The sequence below is a fragment of the Dickeya sp. Secpp 1600 genome, assembly GCF_003049805.1.
Taxonomy (GTDB): Bacteria; Pseudomonadota; Gammaproteobacteria; order Enterobacterales; family Enterobacteriaceae; genus Dickeya; species Dickeya fangzhongdai.
Genome location: NZ_CP023484.1, coordinates 2,694,059 through 2,712,993, shown reverse-complemented (window position 1 = coordinate 2,712,993; position 18,935 = coordinate 2,694,059). Strand labels below are relative to the sequence as shown.

Annotated in this window: 20 protein-coding genes and 1 other annotated feature; of the genes, 12 read left to right on the top strand and 8 right to left on the bottom strand. The window is 52.9% G+C overall.

The annotated features are described in order from the left end of the window. Window positions 1–63: 63 nt before the first annotated feature. The 11 genes from ogl (at window position 64) to ihfA (ending at window position 10,289) form a co-directional block, all read left to right on the top strand. On the top strand, window positions 64–1,230 hold the full coding sequence (gene ogl / locus CPA59_RS12125; protein WP_107759495.1) for an oligogalacturonate lyase: 1,167 nt from the start codon (window positions 64–66) through the stop codon (window positions 1,228–1,230). Window positions 1,231–1,441: 211 nt separating this feature from the next. After that, entirely contained in the window at window positions 1,442–2,233 is a 792-nt protein-coding gene (gene kdgR / locus CPA59_RS12120; RefSeq protein WP_038658296.1) for a DNA-binding transcriptional regulator KdgR, read from the top strand. A 189-nt stretch (window positions 2,234–2,422) separates the two neighbouring features. Further along, a complete protein-coding gene (locus tag CPA59_RS12115) occupies window positions 2,423–2,698 on the top strand; it encodes a YebO family protein (RefSeq protein ID WP_369831432.1) in 276 nt (91 codons plus the stop codon). Between the two features lie 346 nt (window positions 2,699–3,044). Beyond that, a complete protein-coding gene (gene thrS, locus CPA59_RS12110) occupies window positions 3,045–4,973 on the top strand; it encodes a threonine--tRNA ligase (RefSeq protein WP_038919180.1) in 1,929 nt (642 codons plus the stop codon). A 3-nt stretch (window positions 4,974–4,976) separates the two neighbouring features. Then, the gene (infC, locus tag CPA59_RS12105; protein ID WP_071605205.1) at window positions 4,977–5,519 is read left to right on the top strand and encodes a translation initiation factor IF-3; all 543 of its coding nucleotides are present in this window, start codon (window positions 4,977–4,979) and stop codon (window positions 5,517–5,519) included. 96 nt (window positions 5,520–5,615) lie between these two features. Further along, the gene (rpmI, locus tag CPA59_RS12100) at window positions 5,616–5,813 is read left to right on the top strand and encodes a 50S ribosomal protein L35 (protein WP_012769670.1); all 198 of its coding nucleotides are present in this window, start codon (window positions 5,616–5,618) and stop codon (window positions 5,811–5,813) included. Window positions 5,814–5,856: 43 nt separating this feature from the next. After that, window positions 5,857–6,213: a 50S ribosomal protein L20 gene (gene rplT, locus CPA59_RS12095; protein WP_012769671.1), complete on the top strand. Its 357-nt coding sequence runs from the start codon at window positions 5,857–5,859 to the stop codon at window positions 6,211–6,213. Between the two features lie 158 nt (window positions 6,214–6,371). Further along, window positions 6,372–6,496, top strand: a sequence feature (Phe leader region). After that, complete coding sequence (gene pheM, locus CPA59_RS22890) at window positions 6,378–6,422, top strand: pheST operon leader peptide PheM (protein ID WP_106120997.1); 45 nt, start codon at window positions 6,378–6,380, stop codon at window positions 6,420–6,422. It overlaps the preceding feature by 45 nt. A gap of 105 nt (window positions 6,497–6,601) precedes the next feature. Beyond that, window positions 6,602–7,585, top strand: a complete 984-nt coding sequence (gene pheS, locus CPA59_RS12090) for a phenylalanine--tRNA ligase subunit alpha (RefSeq protein ID WP_033570774.1) — start codon at window positions 6,602–6,604, stop codon at window positions 7,583–7,585. Window positions 7,586–7,598: 13 nt separating this feature from the next. Next, window positions 7,599–9,986, top strand: coding sequence for a phenylalanine--tRNA ligase subunit beta (gene pheT, locus CPA59_RS12085; RefSeq protein WP_107759491.1), 2,388 nt, complete (start codon window positions 7,599–7,601; stop codon window positions 9,984–9,986). Window positions 9,987–9,989: 3 nt separating this feature from the next. Then, window positions 9,990–10,289 (top strand): integration host factor subunit alpha, encoded by a 300-nt coding sequence (gene ihfA / locus CPA59_RS12080; RefSeq protein ID WP_035341598.1) that lies wholly within the window; start codon window positions 9,990–9,992, stop codon window positions 10,287–10,289. Window positions 10,290–10,327: 38 nt separating this feature from the next. Here ihfA and CPA59_RS12075 read toward each other — a convergent pair whose 3' ends face one another. The 3 genes from CPA59_RS12075 to nadE form a co-directional block, all read right to left on the bottom strand. Beyond that, window positions 10,328–10,735, bottom strand: a complete 408-nt coding sequence (locus tag CPA59_RS12075) for a nitrous oxide-stimulated promoter family protein (RefSeq protein WP_049853735.1) — start codon at window positions 10,733–10,735, stop codon at window positions 10,328–10,330. A 73-nt stretch (window positions 10,736–10,808) separates the two neighbouring features. Next, the gene (gene yddG, locus CPA59_RS12070) at window positions 10,809–11,702 is read right to left on the bottom strand and encodes an aromatic amino acid DMT transporter YddG (protein WP_107760827.1); all 894 of its coding nucleotides are present in this window, start codon (window positions 11,700–11,702) and stop codon (window positions 10,809–10,811) included. A 107-nt stretch (window positions 11,703–11,809) separates the two neighbouring features. Continuing rightward, window positions 11,810–12,634 (bottom strand): ammonia-dependent NAD(+) synthetase, encoded by an 825-nt coding sequence (gene nadE / locus CPA59_RS12065; RefSeq protein WP_038919176.1) that lies wholly within the window; start codon window positions 12,632–12,634, stop codon window positions 11,810–11,812. Between the two features lie 223 nt (window positions 12,635–12,857). On the opposite strand from nadE, the gene osmE reads away from it, so the two are divergent. Continuing rightward, window positions 12,858–13,187 carry an osmotically-inducible lipoprotein OsmE gene (gene osmE / locus CPA59_RS12060; protein WP_038658322.1) on the top strand — a complete coding sequence of 110 codons (330 nt, stop codon included), beginning with the start codon at window positions 12,858–12,860 and terminating at the stop codon, window positions 13,185–13,187. A 66-nt stretch (window positions 13,188–13,253) separates the two neighbouring features. Here osmE and CPA59_RS12055 read toward each other — a convergent pair whose 3' ends face one another. The 5 genes from CPA59_RS12055 to CPA59_RS12035 form a co-directional block, all read right to left on the bottom strand. After that, a complete protein-coding gene (locus tag CPA59_RS12055) occupies window positions 13,254–14,645 on the bottom strand; it encodes an L-cystine transporter (protein WP_038919175.1) in 1,392 nt (463 codons plus the stop codon). Between the two features lie 136 nt (window positions 14,646–14,781). Then, a complete protein-coding gene (locus tag CPA59_RS12050; RefSeq protein ID WP_038658328.1) occupies window positions 14,782–15,360 on the bottom strand; it encodes a metal-dependent hydrolase in 579 nt (192 codons plus the stop codon). A gap of 77 nt (window positions 15,361–15,437) precedes the next feature. Then, the gene (gene paeX / locus CPA59_RS12045; protein ID WP_038919174.1) at window positions 15,438–16,406 is read right to left on the bottom strand and encodes a pectin acetylesterase PaeX; all 969 of its coding nucleotides are present in this window, start codon (window positions 16,404–16,406) and stop codon (window positions 15,438–15,440) included. 272 nt (window positions 16,407–16,678) lie between these two features. Next, entirely contained in the window at window positions 16,679–17,392 is a 714-nt protein-coding gene (kdgM, locus tag CPA59_RS12040; protein WP_038658334.1) for an oligogalacturonate-specific porin KdgM, read from the bottom strand. 249 nt (window positions 17,393–17,641) lie between these two features. Next, entirely contained in the window at window positions 17,642–18,934 is a 1,293-nt protein-coding gene (locus tag CPA59_RS12035; RefSeq protein ID WP_038919173.1) for an ABC transporter substrate-binding protein, read from the bottom strand. Window position 18,935: the final 1 nt, after the last annotated feature.

Below are 18,935 nucleotides of genomic sequence, written 5' to 3'. Positions count from 1 at the left end.
GATGACGGGTAATCTTTCACCTGGCTGCGTCGATTTTTCACGATAAGTGCTAAGGATTTACGGATGGCCAAAGGTAAAAAGCTTTCTTTTTCGTTCCATACCTACCAGGATTCAGTCACCGGCACCGAAGTGGTGCGTCTCACTCCTCCCGATGTTATCTGCCACCGCAACTACTTCTATCAGAAGTGTTTTTCCAATGATGGCAGCAAGCTGCTGTTTGGTGGCGCCTTTGACGGGCCGTGGAACTACTATTTGCTGGATCTGAAAACCCAGCAGGCAACGCAGTTGACCGAAGGTACTGGCGACAATACGTTCGGCGGTTTCCTGTCTCCAGATGATGATGCGCTGTATTATGTAAAGAACGTTCGTAATCTGATGCGCGTTGACCTAAATACACTGGAAGAAACCAATATTTATCAGGTACCGGACGATTGGGTCGGGTACGGTACCTGGGTTGCTAATTCCGATTGCACCAAAATGGTTGGCATCGAGATTAAGAAAGAGGATTGGAAACCGCTGACCGACTGGAAAAAATTCCAGGAATTCTACTTTACCAACCCATGCTGCCGTTTGATTCGTATCGATCTGAAAACCGGCGAAGCCACCACCATCCTGCAGGAAAACCAATGGCTGGGTCATCCCATTTATCGTCCGGGCGACGATAATACGGTGGCGTTCTGCCATGAAGGCCCGCATGACCTGGTTGATGCGCGTATGTGGTTCATCAATGAAGACGGCACCAATATGCGTAAGGTGAAAGAACATGCGGTGGGTGAAAGTTGCACCCACGAGTTCTGGGTGCCGAATGGTTCTGCGCTGGCTTATGTTTCCTATCTGAAAGGCAGCACCAACCGCTTCATTTGCAGTGTCGATCCGGTAACGCTGGAAAACCGTCAGTTGACTGAAATGCCGCCGTGTTCTCACCTGATGAGCAACTACGATGGCACGCTGATGGTGGGAGATGGGTGTAATGCGCCGGTGGATGTGAAAGATGACGGTGGCTACAAAATTGAAAACGATCCGTTCTTGTATGTGTTCAATATGAAGACCGGGAAACATTTCCAGGTCGCGCAACACAACACCTCGTGGGAAGTGCTGGAGGGCGACCGTCAGGTAACGCATCCGCACCCGTCCTTCACGCCGGATGACAAACATATTCTGTTTACGTCTGATGTCGATGGCAAGCCGGCGTTATATCTGGCAAAAGTGCCTGATTCGGTCTGGCAATAACAGCACCTGCAACCGTGCCCGCCAAGGGCGCGGTTTTTTTCGCTTTTACAATAAGATTATTAATCCGGCAGCGCCATTATAATGGACAATATTTAATCATACTGTCAGTTATAGTAATGCCTGATTGCCATATTCAAAGCGTTCCCTTTATACTAAAACAAGTGTTCTATTTTTTTTAAAACAAAAAATACTGAGTAGGGTAACCACAAAAATGGCTATTGCAGATTTAGATAAACAACCCGATTCCGTGTCATCTGTCTTAAAGGTTTTTGGTATTTTGCAGGCGTTGGGCGAAGAGCGTGAGATTGGCATTACTGAACTTTCACAGCGCGTGATGATGTCTAAAAGTACTGTTTATCGTTTCCTGCAGACGATGAAATCTCTGGGATATGTTGCCCAGGAAGGTGAATCAGAGAAATACTCGCTGACGCTGAAATTGTTCGAGCTGGGCGCTAAAGCGCTGCAGAACGTTGATCTGATCCGCAGTGCGGATATTCAGATGCGTGAATTGTCGGCATTAACGCGTGAAACCATCCACCTCGGCGCGTTGGATGAAGACAGCATTGTCTACATCCATAAAATCGATTCCATGTACAACCTGCGCATGTATTCCCGCATCGGCCGTCGGAATCCGCTGCACAGCACGGCGATTGGCAAGGTGTTGCTGGCCTGGCGCGACCGTGAAGAGGTTAAAGAAATTCTGTCTCAGGTGGAATTCAAGCGTAGCACTGTGCGCACCATCGGTAGTACGGAAGAATTGTTGCCTCAGCTTGATCTGGTGCGTCAACAGGGATACGGCGAAGACAACGAAGAGCAGGAAGAAGGGTTGCGTTGTATCGCGGTTCCGGTATTTGATCGCTTTGGCGTGGTAATTGCCGGCCTGAGTATCTCTTTCCCGACTATTCGTTTCTCGGAAGAGAATAAACATGAGTATGTCGCCATGTTGCATACAGCAGCACGCAACATCTCCGATCAAATGGGATATCACGATTATCCGTTCTGACACCGAAAGGTGTGGGGCCAATTTGACCATCAGCCTGTCCCGGTGACAGGCTTTTTTATGGGCGAAAGTCGGTATTCCAGACAATGAATCTCGGCATGACTGTCGAATTGTCTGTCGGCACAGTGCTAGAATGCGCGGCTGAGTCAGGTTACGTAACAGGTTTTAGACATGAGTAGTTTTGCTTCAGACATGCTGGAAGTGGTTTTTGTCGCGCTGATTGTGCTACTGGTGATTTTGGTCTGGTTCTTTATCAACCGGGCCAGTGTGCGGGCCAATGAACAGATCAGGCTGTTGCATGAAATTGTCGAGCAGCAGAAACAGCAAATCGCGCTGTTGCAATCGCTGTCGCCAGTGCCGGCACAGGAGGTAGTGGTAGAGCCTGCTCCCGAGCAGCCGGTTTCCTTACCGGAGATTAAGGAAAGCGAGATTGATCCGCTGTTTAAGGACATGATTCCGGAGCGTTGATTCTCCGCCCTCCGGCATATTGCCGAGGGTATCAACAAGACCCGCTGTAATGACGGGTCTTCGCCCGTATCTCAATGACGTCAATCCGTATTTCTGCCGCCTGTTTTGACCGGATGGGTGGCATCCCCAGGAGCATGGTGCTACTCTACGCCGTCGGGTTAAGGCATTGGCGCGTTATCCCGTTGAAGTGTCACGCCGTGACCATTGCCATGCCACCTGACGACAGGGCGGAACTGATTTAACAATTGTGGGTTAAATCCTTTTCCACCGACCACCTAAATCAAACGCAAATATCTTTTGCACGTGAGCTTTCGTGTGGCTCACCACTGCAAATAAGGGAATTTACATGCCTGTTATTACGCTTCCTGACGGCAGTCAGCGTCATTATGACCATGCCGTTTCTCCTCTTGATGTCGCACTGGATATCGGCCCGGGTCTGGCGAAAGCCTGCGTTGCCGGCCGGGTCAATGGTGAGCTGGTTGACGCCGTCGATTTGATTGAGTCCGACGTACAGCTGTCCATCATCACGGCCAAAGATGAAGAGGGGATGGAAATTATTCGCCATTCCTGCGCGCACTTGCTGGGTCATGCCATCAAGCAGCTGTGGCCGGACACCAAAATGGCGATTGGCCCGGTGATCGACAACGGTTTCTATTATGACGTTGATCTGGACCGCACCCTGACTCAGGAAGATCTGGACCTGCTTGAAAAGCGGATGCATGAACTGGCGGGCAAAGATTACGACGTTATCAAGAAAAAAGTCAGTTGGCAGGAAGCGCGTGATACATTTGTAGCGCGTGGCGAAAGCTACAAAGTGGCGATTCTGGATGAAAATATCAGCCATGATGACCGCCCAGGGTTATACCACCACGAAGAATATATCGATATGTGCCGTGGGCCGCACGTACCGAACATGCGTTTCTGCCATCATTTCAAACTGCAGAAAACGTCCGGCGCTTACTGGCGCGGCGACAGCAAGAATAAAATGCTGCAGCGCATTTATGGCACCGCTTGGGCAGACAAGAAACAGCTGAGCGCTTATCTGCAACGCCTTGAAGAAGCCGCCAAGCGCGACCACCGTAAAATCGGTAAACAGCTGGACCTGTATCACATGCAGGAAGAAGCGCCGGGCATGGTGTTCTGGCATAACGATGGCTGGACGATTTTCCGCGAGCTGGAAGCCTTTGTGCGCATGAAGCTCAAAGAGTACCAATATCAGGAAGTAAAAGGTCCGTTCATGATGGACCGTGTGCTGTGGGAAAAAACCGGCCATTGGGAAAACTACAAAGAGGCCATGTTCACGACGTCGTCTGAAAACCGTGAATACTGCATCAAACCGATGAACTGCCCGGGCCACGTGCAGATCTTCAATCAGGGGCTGAAATCCTACCGCGACCTGCCGCTGCGTATGGCGGAGTTCGGCAGTTGCCATCGTAACGAGCCGTCAGGCTCCCTGCATGGCTTGATGCGCGTGCGCGGCTTTACGCAGGATGATGCCCACATCTTCTGTACCGAAGAGCAGGTGCGCGATGAAGTAAACAGCTGCATCAAGATGGTGTACGACATGTACAGCACCTTCGGTTTTGAAAAAATCGTGGTGAAACTGTCAACGCGTCCTGAAAAACGTATCGGCAGCGATGACATGTGGGATCGCGCGGAAGAAGATCTGGCGGCTGCGCTGACTGAAAACGGCATTCCGTTTGACTATCAGCCGGGCGAGGGCGCGTTTTACGGTCCGAAAATCGAGTTCACCCTGCATGACTGCCTGGATCGCGCCTGGCAGTGCGGTACGGTGCAGCTTGACTTCTCGCTGCCGGGGCGTCTGAGCGCATCTTATGTCGGCGAAAACAACGAGCGTCAGGTACCGGTGATGATTCACCGTGCGATACTGGGGTCGATGGAGCGCTTTATCGGGATTCTGACCGAAGAATTCGCGGGCTTCTTCCCAACCTGGCTGGCGCCGGTACAGGTCGTGGTGATGAATATCACTGATACACAGTCTGATTATGTCAGCGAATTGACAAGAAAATTGCAAGATGCGGGAATTCGCGTTAAAGCAGACTTGAGAAATGAGAAGATAGGCTTTAAAATCCGCGAGCACACTTTACGGCGTGTTCCCTATATGCTTGTTTGTGGCGACAAAGAGGTGGAGGCAGGCAAAGTGGCTGTCCGTACCCGCCGCGGCAAGGACCTGGGAAGCATGGACGTCAGTGAAGTAATCACGAAGCTGCAGGAAGAGATTCGCAGCCGTAGTCTTCATCAGTTGGAGGAATAAGGTATTAAAGGCGGAAAACGAGTTCAACCGGCGCGTCCTAATCGCATCAACAGAGAAATTCGCGCACAAGAGGTACGTCTGACAGGCGTTGATGGCGAACAGCTCGGTATTGTCAGCCTGAATGAAGCGTTAGAGAAAGCTGAGGAAGCAGGAGTTGATTTAGTTGAAATCAGCCCGAACGCCGAGCCGCCGGTTTGCCGAATCATGGATTACGGCAAGTTCCTCTATGAGAAGAGTAAGGCCACTAAAGAACAGAAGAAGAAGCAAAAAGTTATTCAGGTTAAGGAAATCAAATTCCGACCTGGTACCGATGATGGCGACTATCAGGTCAAACTACGCAACCTGGTTCGCTTTCTGGAAGATGGTGACAAAGCTAAAATCACGCTGCGTTTCCGCGGCCGTGAAATGGCGCACCAGCAGATCGGCATCGAAATGCTTAACCGCATTCGTGACGACCTGAGTGAATTGTCTGTCGTCGAGTCGTTCCCGAGTAAGATCGAAGGGCGTCAGATGATTATGGTGCTGGCACCGAAGAAGAAACAGTAAGGCACTCAAGTAACACGTTCCGCGCTGCCTTCGTGTGGCGCGGTTTTTGTTCGCCTTCTCTGATTCATTGTTTAACAATGCGAAGTGGAAATAACAATGCCAAAGATTAAAACTGTACGTGGCGCCGCTAAACGCTTCAAAAAAACCGCCAGCGGTGGTTTCAAGCGTAAGCATGCTAACCTGCGTCATATTCTGACCAAAAAAGCGACTAAACGTAAACGTCATCTGCGTCCGAAAGCTATGGTTTCCAAAGGAGATCTGGGCTTGGTTGCAGCATGTCTGCCTTACGCATAAGTAACCTTTTTTTAATTCAGAATAAGACTTTAGGAGAGAGCATATGGCTCGCGTAAAACGTGGTGTGGTTGCTCGCGCACGTCACAAAAAGATCCTGAAACAAGCGAAAGGTTACTACGGTGCCCGTTCGCGCGTTTATCGTGTTGCCTTCCAGGCAGTAATCAAAGCTGGTCAGTACGCTTACCGTGACCGTCGTCAGCGTAAGCGTCAATTCCGCCAGCTGTGGATTGCACGTATCAATGCAGCAGCCCGCCAGAATGGCTTGTCTTACAGCAAATTCATCAATGGCCTGAAAAAAGCCTCTGTTGAAATTGACCGTAAGATTCTGGCTGACATCGCCGTATTCGACAAAGTGGCGTTCAGCGCACTGGTTGAAAAAGCGAAATCAGCTCTGGCGTAAGTCAGTGAAAGAGGGAGCTTGTCTCCCTCTTTTCGTCTTTGATGACGGTTGGAAGCTGACACCCCCCCGCAATTGCCGACGAAAAACTTTCAGAAAGAGTGAAATTGGTATATTGTCAACGGGTTAGACAATAATTAGCTAAACAACGATAAGGTAACGCAAGTATGAACGCTGCTATTTTCCGTTTCTTTTTTTACTTTAGCGCCTGAACGTCGGGGGCTTTGCGCGTAAGAATAGAAACGAAAAGTAGCGCCTAAGCCTCCTCTGTGGAGGCTTTTTTATTGGACCCGATTCCTGAATCCGTGGGTAGTGTTAACGTCCGGCGCACTGAAAACCGTATCTTTCCAATCATGATTGTCGGCCATACAGGCAGAAGAAGAGGAATGCAATGCAACATCTCGCAGAACTGGTTGCCAAAGCCAGAACAGCCATAGAACAGGCTGGAGACGTCGCCGCACTGGAAAATGTGCGCGTCGAGTTTCTGGGCAAAAAAGGTCACTTAACCCTTCAGATGACCTCGCTGCGCGAGCTGCCTGCTGAAGAACGTCCTGCCGCGGGAGCGGTTATCAATCAGGCGAAGCAGGAAGTGCAGGATGCGCTGAATGCGCGCAAGCAGGCGCTGGAAGGCGCTGAATTGAATGCGCGTCTGGCGGCGGAAACCATTGACGTCTCTCTGCCGGGTCGCACGATTGAAAACGGTGGCCTGCACCCGATCACCCGTACCATCGATCGCATCGAAACCTTCTTTGGCGAACTGGGGTTTGCGGTGGCGTCCGGTCCGGAAATTGAAGACGATTACCACAACTTCGACGCGCTGAATATTCCGGGTCACCACCCGGCACGCGCCGATCACGATACCTTCTGGTTCGACGCCAAGCGCCTGCTGCGTACCCAGACCTCCGGGGTGCAGATCCGCACCATGCAGAAACAACAGCCGCCGATTCGCATCATCGCGCCAGGCCGTGTTTACCGTAACGACTACGATCAGACCCACACTCCGATGTTCCATCAGATGGAAGGGTTGATCGTGGATAAAGACATCAGCTTCACCAACCTGAAGGGAACGCTGCATGATTTCCTGCGCAATTTCTTTGAGGAAGATTTGCAGGTGCGTTTTCGTCCGTCCTATTTCCCGTTCACCGAACCGTCCGCCGAAGTGGATGTGATGGGCAAGAACGGCAAATGGCTTGAAGTGCTGGGATGCGGCATGGTGCACCCGAACGTGTTGCGTAACGTCGGCATCGACCCGGAAGTGTACTCCGGTTTTGCCTTCGGTATGGGGATGGAGCGCCTGACCATGCTGCGTTATGGCGTGACGGACCTGCGCGCCTTCTTCGAAAACGATTTACGCTTCCTCAAACAGTTTAAATAAGGCAGGAATCAACATGAAATTCAGTGAACTCTGGTTACGGGAATGGGTTAACCCAGCCATCAGCAGCGATGCCTTATCTGAACAAATCACCATGGCCGGTCTGGAAGTGGACGGCGTTGAGCCGGTTGCAGGCTCATTCCACGGCGTGGTTGTTGGGGAAGTGGTGGAGTGCGCACAGCATCCGAACGCGGACAAATTGCGGGTGACGAAAGTCAACGTCGGCGGCGATCGTTTGCTGGATATCGTTTGCGGCGCGCCTAATTGCCGTCAGAGCCTCAAAGTCGCGGTGGCTACCGTGGGCGCCGTTCTGCCGGGCGATTTCAAAATCAAGGCGGCCAAGCTGCGCGGCGAACCGTCTGAAGGGATGTTGTGCTCCTTCTCCGAACTGGGGATCTCCGACGATCACAGCGGCATTATCGAATTGCCGGCTGACGCGCCGCTGGGCACTGACATCCGCGAGTACCTGAAGCTGGATGACAATACCATCGAAATCAGCGTGACCCCGAACCGTGCCGATTGCCTGGGGATTCTGGGCGTGGCGCGTGACGTCGCGGTGCTGAATGAGCAGGCGCTGGCTGCGCCGGCTATCGAGCCGGTGAGCGCGACCATCGCCGACCGTTTCCCGATTCAGGTGGATGCGACTGAAGCATGTCCGCGCTATCTGGGACGAGTGGTTAAGGGAATCAACGTAAAGGCCGCCACGCCGCTGTGGATGCGCGAAAAATTGCGTCGTTGCGGTATCCGCTCTATCGATCCGGTCGTGGATGTCACCAACTATGTGCTGCTGGAACTGGGGCAGCCGATGCATGCGTTCGATCTTAACCGTCTGGAAGGCGGCATCGTGGTGCGCATGGCGAAAGAAGGGGAAATCCTGCGTCTGCTGGACGGCACTGACGCTACGCTGAGCGCCGACACCCTGGTGATTGCCGATCATCAGAAAGCGCTGGCTATGGGCGGCATCTTCGGCGGCGAGCATTCCGGTGTGAATGGCGACACGCAGGATGTGCTGCTGGAGTGCGCTTACTTTAATCCGCTGTCGATCACGGGGCGTGCGCGCCGTTACGGCCTGCATACTGATGCGTCGCACCGCTATGAGCGCGGCGTGGACCCGGCATTGCAACATCAGGCGATGGAGCGAGCAACCCGTCTGCTGCTGGATATCTGCGGCGGTGAGGCCGGTCCGGTGGTGGAAGTCGTCAGCGAGAAAGACCTGCCGGCACGCGCCACTATCACATTGCGTCGCGACAAGCTGGATCGTCTGATCGGTCATGTGATTTCCGATGAGAAAGTCAGCGATATTCTGAATCGTCTGGGTTGCCAGGTAACCAAAACTGCCGATGGCTGGCAGGCGGCGGCGCCGAGCTGGCGTTTCGACATGGAGATTGAGGAAGATTTGGTGGAAGAAGTAGCGCGTGTTTACGGCTACAACAACATTCCGAATATTCCTACTCAGGCGCCGTTGAAGATGACGCAACATCGCGAGGCGGATCTGGCGCTTAAGCGCGTGAAAACCCTGCTGGTCGATCACGGCTTCCAGGAAGCGATCACGTACAGTTTTGTCGATCCCAAAATTCAGTCGCTGATTCACCCCGGTGAAGAGGCGCTGATTCTGCCGAGCCCGATTTCGGTGGAAATGTCCGCGATGCGCCTGTCGCTGTGGAGCGGTCTGCTGGGAGCGGTGGTGTATAACCAGAACCGCCAGCAAAGCCGGTTGCGCCTGTTTGAGAGCGGCCTGCGCTTTGTTCCGGATCAGAGCGCCGATTTGGGTGTGCGTCAGGAAACCATGCTGGCGGGCGTGATTACCGGCACCCGTTACGAAGAACACTGGGATCTGGCGCGTCAGGCGGTTGACTTCTATGATTTAAAAGGTGATTTGGAAGCCGTATTGGCATTGACCGGGAAACTGTCTGCGCTTGAGTTCCGGTCCGAAAGCCATCCGGCGTTGCATCCGGGACAGACTGCGGCCGTTTATCTGGCTGGCGAGCGCATCGGTTATATCGGCGTGATTCACCCGGAGCTGGAACGCAAGCTGGATCTGAACGGGCGCACCGTGGTGTTTGAAGTCCTGTGGGACAAGCTTGCCGAGCGTGTGGTGCCTGAGGCGGCGGACATTTCCCGTTTCCCGGCGAATCGCCGTGATATTGCTGTGGTGGTGGCTGAAAGCGTGCCGGCGGGCGACGTTTTGGCCGAGTGCAAGAAAGTTGGCGCAAATCAGTTAGTTGGCGTAAACTTATTTGACGTGTACCGGGGCAAGGGCGTAGCGGAAGGGTATAAGAGTCTGGCTATTAGTCTGGTATTGCAGGATACCGCTCGTACACTGGCAGAAGAGGAAATTGCCGCTACCGTTGCGCAATGCGTAGCAGCACTAAAACAGCGATTCCAAGCATCCTTGAGGGATTAACCTATGGCGCTTACTAAAGCTGAAATGTCTGAATACCTGTTTGAAAAGCTTGGGCTCAGCAAACGGGATGCCAAAGAGCTCGTCGAGTTGTTTTTCGAAGAAGTTCGGCGCGCTCTGGAGAATGGTGAGCAGGTTAAGTTGTCGGGGTTTGGCAACTTTGATTTGCGGGACAAGAACCAGCGCCCGGGACGTAACCCAAAAACCGGCGAAGATATTCCGATTACGGCGCGTCGGGTCGTCACGTTCCGTCCAGGGCAGAAATTGAAGAGCAGGGTGGAAAATGCTTCACCCAAAGTGTCTTGATTTGGCAAAAAGTGTCTTGATTTGACAAAAAGGCCGCATTAGCGGCCTTTTTCTTTTGCAGAATCGTCTGAAAGTGAGGCGGGCGATTCAGGTCTTTCCCCTGTGCGCGGACGTTGCGGCGCAGCAGGCGCAGGTTTACGGTCATCCAACAGGTGGCGGATAGCCAGTATCGGGTGATACAACAGCATTCTCGGTCCCGCCCAGCGCATAACCACTTTGATGGCTTCCCGTTTTGCCGGCTGGTAGCAGTGGATTGGGCACTGTTTACAGGCGGGTTTGTTTTCACCGTAATAGCATTTTTGCAGCCGGTTCAGCGCGTAATCGCGCAGTTTGGCATAGTAGTCCGCGTCATCCGCCGGAGCAGGGAACGCGTTTTCATACAGCGTGAGCATCGCCTGAATCGTTTGGATTTCACGCTGGATACGTTTGCCGGAAGAAGAGGACATCGTGGCGCTCTCGTGGTTGTGTTAAATTGTATAATACATGCAATTTAACACGGGAACCGTGTTCTGAGGCAGATTAACCGGTTGAGCGCGTGGCCAGCCACGAAAGCAGCGATCCCAGCGTCACCATGATGACGCCTTGCCAGAAAGTGAAGGTAGGTACGGTTTGCAGCCACAATGCCGCCATCAGCGTCGTGAGTATCGGCGTAAAGTAAGACGCGGTTGCCAGTAGCGCCATGTTGCCACGTTGAATACCGACATCCCAGGCGGCATAGGCCAGCGCGGTGGAGCCGCCGATGAACAACAGTTCCAGCAGGGTTTGCGCCGGGAAGGAAAAACCGGGCGCGTCGCTGAGCAAATACTTCCCCCACAGGACGGCGGAAACGGTGATGAAAAACAGCAGGATGCCGCTTTTTCCGTTGCCGAAGCGGCGTGAAACGTTACAGTACAACGCCCAGACCAGCGCCGCGATCAGCGCCATGCCATAGGCCAGCGGATTGGCGCTGATATTCCGCCACATCAGCGCGGGCGACCAGTCGCCATCGCCCTTCAGAATCCACAGGACCCCCGTTACCGACAAGGCCAGACCCGGCCACAGCCAAAACCGGCTTTTCTGTTGATTGATAAACAGCGAAAACAGAATCGTCAGGCAGGGCCATAGGTAATTGATCATTCCCAATTCCATCGCCTGCATCCGATTTTGCGCCAGCCCAATCGACAGCGAGAAACAGATTTCGTAGCTGACAAACAGCGCGCCGCCGAGCAGCAGGTAGATTTTTGAGTGGGAACGAAATGTGGGACGATGCCCGAATAACAGCAGGAAGAGGGCGCTGGTGGTATAGATCATGGCAGCGCCGCCTAACGCGCCCAGCGCCTCGGTCAGGCTGCGAATCAGGCCAACAGAGGTGCTCCAGAGCATAATCGCCAACAGGCCGGCCAGCGTGGCGCGATAAGGGGTTATGGCTATCATCAAAGGGTTATCGTTATGGCATGGCATAAAAAGGCGGATACCAGGCGGTATCCGCATGAATGTTTTGGCTCTGGGATGAATGTTCCGGGTCTAACGCCGTGCAGTCATCAACGCCAGAAATCATCAAACACGGTAACAGGAGGACGGCGCTTGTGCTCGGTTCTGCGATACCAGGTTTCGATAATCGCGGTATCTATTGGGTCAAGTTGCTTGCCTTCCAGATAGTCGTCGATTTTCTCGTAGGTTACGCCCAGCGCTACTTCATCCGGCAGGGATGGACGGTCGTCCTCCAGATCGGCCGTCGGCGCCTTGGTATAAAGGTGTGACGGGCAGCCCAGCAGTTTGAGCAGCGCTTTGCCCTGGCGCTTGTTGAGGCGGAAAATCGGGTTGATGTCGGTGCCGCCATCGCCGTATTTGGTGAAAAAGCCGGTGACCGCTTCCGCCGCGTGATCGGTTCCGACGACCAGACCGGCGTTCATGCCCGCAATACTGTACTGGGCTTTCATGCGTTCGCGCGCCTTTTCGTTACCTTTGACGAAATCAGACAGCTCGATGCCGATGGCGCGCAACGTCGCTTCGCTGGCGTCCACCGCCGGTTTGATATTAACGGTCAACACCCGGTCCGGCTGGATAAATTGGATGGCGTCCTGACAGTCCTGCTCATCGGCCTGCACGCCATACGGTAAGCGTACCGCGATGAACTGATAATCGGTTTTGCCGGTTTCTTCGCGCAATTCGGTGATAGCCGTCTGACATAATTTACCGGTGAGCGTCGAGTCCTGTCCGCCGCTGAGCCCCAGTACCAGGCTTTTGGCGAACGGATGCGCCTTCAGATAATTCTTTAAAAAATCAACGCTCACCCGAACTTCCTGCGCCGGATCGATGGTGCTTTTCACCCCGAGCGCCTGAATGATTTCCTGCTGTAATGACATGTCACCCCCTCCTGAACCTATTGATGTGCCAGAATAATTATTCACATCACCAAAGGGTAACGTTAATTCCGGCGGAACAAAAGAACAAGAGAAAGCCGGAGGTTTTACATCGAACCGGGGGCTTTTTCGCCAACTATCAGCCTGTTGAAAAAACGCGGCCGATTTGAAAAAGCCGCGGTTGCTATCTAGTCTTAGCAACACCGATAGCCAATGAGGTCATGCCATGAAGAAAAATCGTTTACTCATGTGTATCGCGGCAAGTGCGCTGATGCTTTCTGGCTGTGTCGCTTATGATCGTGCGGAAAATTTCCTCACCAAACCGGTAGTGAAGGATGTGAAAAAAGGCATGAGCCGCCAGGAAGTGAACCGGATTGCCGGTCCCGCATCGACGGAGGCCACGATGATTCACGCCCGCGGCACCTGTAATACCTATGTACTCGGCACACGTGACGGCAAGATTCAGTACTACTTCGTCAGCTTTGATGAAACCGGCCATGTGTTGAACAAAGGATTCCAGAGTTGTCAGGAATATGACACCAATCCGAAACTCTGATCGGAGCGTAAAAAAATGCCGGAGGGGGAAACCGCTCCGGCATTTTTTATGCCATGACAGAAAGAACTAACGCTGCGTCAATGCGGCGTCGTCGTCCTGATTGAACACGGTTTTATCGGTTTGCTTCAGCAACTGGCTGGTAATGGTGCCTGCTGTCATCGAGCCGCTGACGTTCAGCGCGGTACGCCCCATGTCGATCAACGGTTCAATGGAAATCAGCAGGGCAACCAGCGTCACCGGCAGGCCCATAGCGGGCAGGACAATCAGCGCGGCGAAAGTCGCGCCGCCGCCGACACCGGCCACGCCTGCCGAGCTGAGCGTCACGATGCCTGCCAGAGTGGCAATCCACATCGGATCCCACGGGTTGATGCCTACCGTCGGCGCGACCATGACCGCCAGCATAGCCGGATAAAGCCCGGCACAGCCGTTCTGGCCGATGGTAGTACCAAAGGAAGCGGCAAAGCTGGCGATAGATTCCGGTACGCCGATACGGCGCGTCTGAGCCTCAATATTCAGCGGAATGGTGGCTGCGCTGGAGCGGCTGGTGAAGGCGAAGCTCAGTACCGGCCAAACCTTACGGTAGAAACGAGCCGGGTTCACGCCTGTCAGCGCCAGCAGCACGGCATGTACGCCAAACATCAGTCCCAGTCCGAGATAGGACGCCACGACAAAGCCGCCCAGCTTGAGGATGTCCTGCAGGTTAGAACTGGCGACCATTTTGGTCATCAGCGCCATAACGCCATAAGGCGTGAGACGCATCACCAGGCGGACCAGCTTCATCACCCAGGATTGCAGCGTATCAATGGCCGTCAGCACGCGTTCGCCTTTTACCGCATCGTCTTTCAGCAGGTGCAGCGCGGCGACGCCGAGAAACGCAGCGAAAATCACCACGCTGATAATTGAGGTCGGGTTGGCGCCGGTCAGGTCGGCAAACGGGTTTTTGGGGATAAACGACAGCAGCAACTGCGGGACGCTCAGGTCCGCGACTTTGCCGGCATAGCTATTCTGGATCGTAGACAGACGAGCGCTTTCCTGCGCGCCTTGTACCAGTCCTGTGGCGGTAAGGCCAAACAGGTTGGTGACGAAGATACCGATCAGTGCGGCAATCAAGGTGGTCAACAGTAACGTGCCCAGCGCCAGCAGGCTGATTTTCCCCAGCGATGAGGCGTTATGCAACCGGGCAACCGAGTTGAGAATTGAAACGAATACCAGCGGCATCACAATCATCTGCAGTAATTGTACGTAGCCGTTGCCGACGATGTTAAACCAGGCGATGGATTGCTTTACGACCGGATTGTCGTCGCCATAGATCAGATGCAACACCAACCCAAACAAGACGCCGGTGATCAGACCCAGCAGCACCTTTTTGGACAGACTCCAGTTTTTATTACCGCCATACCCTAGTGCGAAGAGCAACACAGCAAAAACCACCACATTTATTATCAGCGGAAAATTCATCCCACTACTCCTTTTTTAATGTTCAAAATGGCTACGGTCAGAGAAACGTAGCCAGCGCAGTAGCATAGCAGGTCTTTTATATCGCGGTTATAGAGATAACTAACATGGGGTGATAAGAATGGAATAACGCGCCAGATTAGAGCGTCAGCAACTGACGGAGTTGCTGGCTGAACTGTTGCAGCCATCGCGCCGGTTCGCCGTAATGCCAGGATTCCAGCGGTTGTTGCGGTTGCCATAGCATAAACAGAATCAGTCCTACGCACAGTAATCGCTCCAGCTGATTTCCTTTGTCGCTGTTGAGGATGGGAAAACGAAAGCGCCAGCGACAGGGCCATAACAACGGTACGCCCGCAGTAGTCAGCATATCGGCGACGATATGGCTCAAATACCCTACGATCATGGCGTGGTAAACATCACCCGGCAACGGCCAGTCTGCGGGTAGCCGGGTGCGGATAACATAAACGCCGGCCAGAATCGCCAGCAGGCTGTGCGTAAAACCGCGGTGACCGCATAGCCTGGCGATCGGCACCGAAATCCATTTCAGGCGCTGGCCCAGAATGGATTTCGGGTGATCGATGTCGGGCAGCAGCGCCGTCAGCATGGCGGCGGGAATAATGTGCCACCAGTCGCCGGCTGCCAGAACGGGCGATAATTCTGCTTTTTTGGCGAAGATTGCGCTGGCTACGGCAAACAGGAGGTGGCCTTCCGCGGTCATGAAACATCTCAAAAACTGTCATTTTATACAGTATAGGAGATTGTGATAGACGGCGGAAGGTGTGACGGTGTAACTAGTTATGTTTTATCCGGTTGATTCGCCGTATTTTTCTTTGACGGCAGCGATGTTAGCCAATTATCCAGCAGTTGCGGCCAGATAGCGGCCGGCAATCCGACCGTGCCGCGGATACCAAACCCATGTTTTCCCTGTTCAAACAGATGGATTTCTGCCGGAATCTGGTGCGCGCGTAGCGCCGCCAGCATCACCAGACTGTTGTCTACCGATACGGAAGGATCGTCAATGGCGTGGACCAAAAATGTCGGCGGAGTTTTCGCGCTGACCTGTTTCTCCGCGGAGTAGCGCTGGACTTGCGCGTCGCTGGGGTGAGAGCCGATCAGCGCTTTACGGGAGCCGGCGTGCGCAATGTCCTCCTGCATGGAGATGACCGGGTACATCAGCACCATAAAGTCCGGGCGGGCGCTCAGATGGTCGATCTCATCCTGCGCCGGGTAAACGGTTTGCGCAAAGCGGGTGCCCAGGCTGGCGGCGACATGCCCGCCGGCAGAGAAGCCCATGATGCCAATGCGTTGCGGGTCAATGTGCCATTGCGCGGCATGGGCCCGCAACGTGCGGATAGCGCGCTGGGCATCGGCCAGTGGCGCATCCGCGCCTTCCTGATGACCATCGCCCGGCATACGGTATGTCATGACGAACAGGGTGTAACCCTGCCGGGTGAAAAAGGGCGCCAAATCGCTGCCTTCTTTGTCCAGCACCACGCGCTGATAGGAGCCGCCGGGGGTAATCAACAACGCTGTGCCATTCGGCTTTTCCGGTGCATAAACCGTGATTTCCGGGCTGCGGATACCGGTCACGGCCCGGTCTGGCAAGGTAGGGTCTTTACTGCGTTCAACGACCTGCTGTTGTACTGACGATGTTGCCGCACCAGGCGCTTCACCCTGCGGCCATACCGGGAAGATGGTGTCGGCGAGACTGAGTCCACTGACAGACATCATAAGCGTTCCTGCAATTACCCTTCGTAGTGACATGACAGTTTACCTATTTGATTAATAGAAATTAGTATGACGCTGGTGGGGATAAAAAAACAGGTAAACATTTCATCGAAGAGAGCAAAATGTTTACCCAAATTGGCGAATGGTATTATTTCCCTCGGAGGGAAATAGACGCAGAAATTTAAAAGACGAATTGATGGTTTGGCTAATTCCCGTCAGGTGATTAGCCGGGATGATAAATAACAGCCTATTGACATGTTATTTATTATCCATTTTTGGCGCCGATATTCCGGCGCCACGGGCAGCTATCAGAAGCTGTACTGCACGCCTACGCGATAACGAGTCTGGCGGTTATCGGTTGTTTTACTTTCCGATACGTTGCCGACTTCAACATACGGCTTCCAGTTTTTGTCCCATTTATAGGACAATTTCACGTTATGGGTAATATCGTAATTATCATTGTCGGCCAGAATAGTCTCGCCAGAGGTACCTTTTTTGTACTCAAGCTCGTAACCGATGGTGTAATCCTTCAGGAAGGTATAATCGATATTACCGGTCAGCGTATAACCTTTATCGGTAGTACTTGAAGCGCTACCAATACTACCGCTATTACGTTTGAAATAAGGACGGTAGCGCAGAGCAACAGACAGATCGTCGGTTACATTAGCGCGACCCCGGAGGTATGGACGGTAGTTGTTGCTAGATGATCCTGATTCTAAAGAGAAACCTGGTTCGATAGAGAAAGTGTTGTTGAATTTGTATACATAACTGGCAACGACCTCTGTACCATTGCTCACCTGCTCATTATACGGCTTATTAGGCGTATTATCCTTGGAGGATTGTGTCCATTTTACTTCGGAAGATAATCCGAAACCGTTAGCAAAGCGGTGAGAAATTAACAGACGATCTTTATGATCGGCTTTAGCGGTATCCTGCATTTCATGACGATAGTCGATAGATACAGCCAGAGCGTTGACGCTAACCAGAGATGCAACAGCCAAAGTTAATAATTTAATCTTCATTGTATTTTCCCTATAGATATACAGATAAAGAAAAGAATAAAAAAATAAAGTCGATGTGTTCTTATGGAACAAGTTCTATTTTATGGATTATTTAATATCGTTTTGTGATCTCGATCTTTTAGAACCACAATAAATTCAAAATGATTTCAAATTGTGACGATGATCGACAGGATGATTCATTTTGTTTCATTTTTAATAAAAAAGCCCCGGCGGAGAGCACGGGGCTTAAAACAGACAGCCAATTAAAGATTATTCTTTCATGGCGCGTTTCAGAATACGATCGGCCTGACGCTGGAAGTATTTGGCCGTTTCTTCCACGGATTTCTGATCGTAATCGATATATTGAATGGCATCGCCAAACAGGGCAACAATCTGCGGATCATCGAAATAAGGCGATGTCTTGGTTTCATGCGGCAAAGACAATGCCAGATTCAGGCCGGCTACCGACGGGTCGCTGTCCTTGATGACGCCATCGGCACGCAACTGGGCGACAGCCGCTTTGCTCAACGGCACGCCACGCTCCAGCCCCAGCGCCTGAATGCCTTCCTTGTTGTTCAACAGGTAGTTGATCAGCATGGCCGCTTCTTTCGGGTGCTTGGTGGATTTGCCGATGGACAACATCTGGGCCGGTTTGAAGAACAGACCCGCTTCCTTGGCACCCGCCAACATCGGGTAGGCGCCCAGTTCCAGTTTGGCCGGCGGCTGCAGGTTGTCGGAGTACTTGTTGATGGTGGAGTTCCACATGTATATGCCGCCCCAGTCACCGGTAATCCACGGTTTCATTTCATACATGTTGCTCTTGCCGAACGATGCGTAATATTTCGCAGACGGCATGACGTGGGCATCGACCATTTTTTTGTACATCTGGAAGAATTCCACCCATTGCGCGTCGGTATAAGAGAATTTCTTGTTCTTCTCGTCTACCGCCGGAATGTTGTATTTCTGCACCATGTAGGAATTCAGCAGCGCCAGCGAGTCCTGATGCTCCAGCACCAGCGGGTAGGACTGGTCGCCCAGCTTTTCCTTGAACACTTTACCGGCGTTCAGCAGCTCATCCCAGTTTTTCGGGGCGGTCAAACCGGATTTCTTCCAGGTTTCGGTGTTGTAATAGAACACGCGCGCCGTCACGGAGATCGGAATCCCGTTCAGTTTGCCGTCTACCGTGGTGGCCTGCAGTTCTTTGGCTTCAAACTGCGACAGATCCAGCACGTCCTTCACCTTGTTCAGGTCGTAGAAACCGTCACCGGTGCGGGAGAAAATGGGCAGCCAGTTCCAGTTGGTCTGCATCACGTCCGGTTCGGTGTTGCCAGCGATCTGGGTGGTCAAACGGGACAGATGCCCGTCCCAACCCGTGTATTCCGCCTTCACTTTGATGTTCGGGTACTGTTTCTGGAATTCCTCGATGGCTTTCAGCGTGACCTGGTGGCGTCCGTTGCCGCCCCACCATGACATGCGCAGGTCAACCTGGTCAGCGGCGAAAGACTGATGTGCCATCAGCGCCAAAGAAGAGGCAATCAATGTGCGTAGGATTACTTTTTTCATC

What these genes read in the sequence shown, in the direction of transcription:
- thrS (WP_038919180.1), top strand. Translation starts at nt 3,045, where the DNA reads ATGCCTGTTATTACGCTTCCTGACGGCAGTCAGCGTCATTATGACCAT.
- ihfA (WP_035341598.1), top strand. Translation starts at nt 9,990, where the DNA reads ATGGCGCTTACTAAAGCTGAAATGTCTGAATACCTGTTTGAAAAGCTT.
- CPA59_RS12035 (WP_038919173.1), bottom strand. Translation starts at nt 18,934, where the DNA reads ATGAAAAAAGTAATCCTACGCACATTGATTGCCTCTTCTTTGGCGCTG.
- pheS (WP_033570774.1), top strand. Translation starts at nt 6,602, where the DNA reads ATGCAACATCTCGCAGAACTGGTTGCCAAAGCCAGAACAGCCATAGAA.
- CPA59_RS12075 (WP_049853735.1), bottom strand. Translation starts at nt 10,735, where the DNA reads ATGTCCTCTTCTTCCGGCAAACGTATCCAGCGTGAAATCCAAACGATT.
- kdgR (WP_038658296.1), top strand. Translation starts at nt 1,442, where the DNA reads ATGGCTATTGCAGATTTAGATAAACAACCCGATTCCGTGTCATCTGTC.
- CPA59_RS12115 (WP_369831432.1), top strand. Translation starts at nt 2,423, where the DNA reads ATGCTGGAAGTGGTTTTTGTCGCGCTGATTGTGCTACTGGTGATTTTG.
- osmE (WP_038658322.1), top strand. Translation starts at nt 12,858, where the DNA reads ATGAAGAAAAATCGTTTACTCATGTGTATCGCGGCAAGTGCGCTGATG.
- pheT (WP_107759491.1), top strand. Translation starts at nt 7,599, where the DNA reads ATGAAATTCAGTGAACTCTGGTTACGGGAATGGGTTAACCCAGCCATC.
- ogl (WP_107759495.1), top strand. Translation starts at nt 64, where the DNA reads ATGGCCAAAGGTAAAAAGCTTTCTTTTTCGTTCCATACCTACCAGGAT.
- kdgM (WP_038658334.1), bottom strand. Translation starts at nt 17,392, where the DNA reads ATGAAGATTAAATTATTAACTTTGGCTGTTGCATCTCTGGTTAGCGTC.
- nadE (WP_038919176.1), bottom strand. Translation starts at nt 12,634, where the DNA reads ATGTCATTACAGCAGGAAATCATTCAGGCGCTCGGGGTGAAAAGCACC.
- rplT (WP_012769671.1), top strand. Translation starts at nt 5,857, where the DNA reads ATGGCTCGCGTAAAACGTGGTGTGGTTGCTCGCGCACGTCACAAAAAG.
- yddG (WP_107760827.1), bottom strand. Translation starts at nt 11,702, where the DNA reads ATGATAGCCATAACCCCTTATCGCGCCACGCTGGCCGGCCTGTTGGCG.
- CPA59_RS12050 (WP_038658328.1), bottom strand. Translation starts at nt 15,360, where the DNA reads ATGACCGCGGAAGGCCACCTCCTGTTTGCCGTAGCCAGCGCAATCTTC.
- CPA59_RS12055 (WP_038919175.1), bottom strand. Translation starts at nt 14,645, where the DNA reads ATGAATTTTCCGCTGATAATAAATGTGGTGGTTTTTGCTGTGTTGCTC.
- paeX (WP_038919174.1), bottom strand. Translation starts at nt 16,406, where the DNA reads ATGTCACTACGAAGGGTAATTGCAGGAACGCTTATGATGTCTGTCAGT.
- rpmI (WP_012769670.1), top strand. Translation starts at nt 5,616, where the DNA reads ATGCCAAAGATTAAAACTGTACGTGGCGCCGCTAAACGCTTCAAAAAA.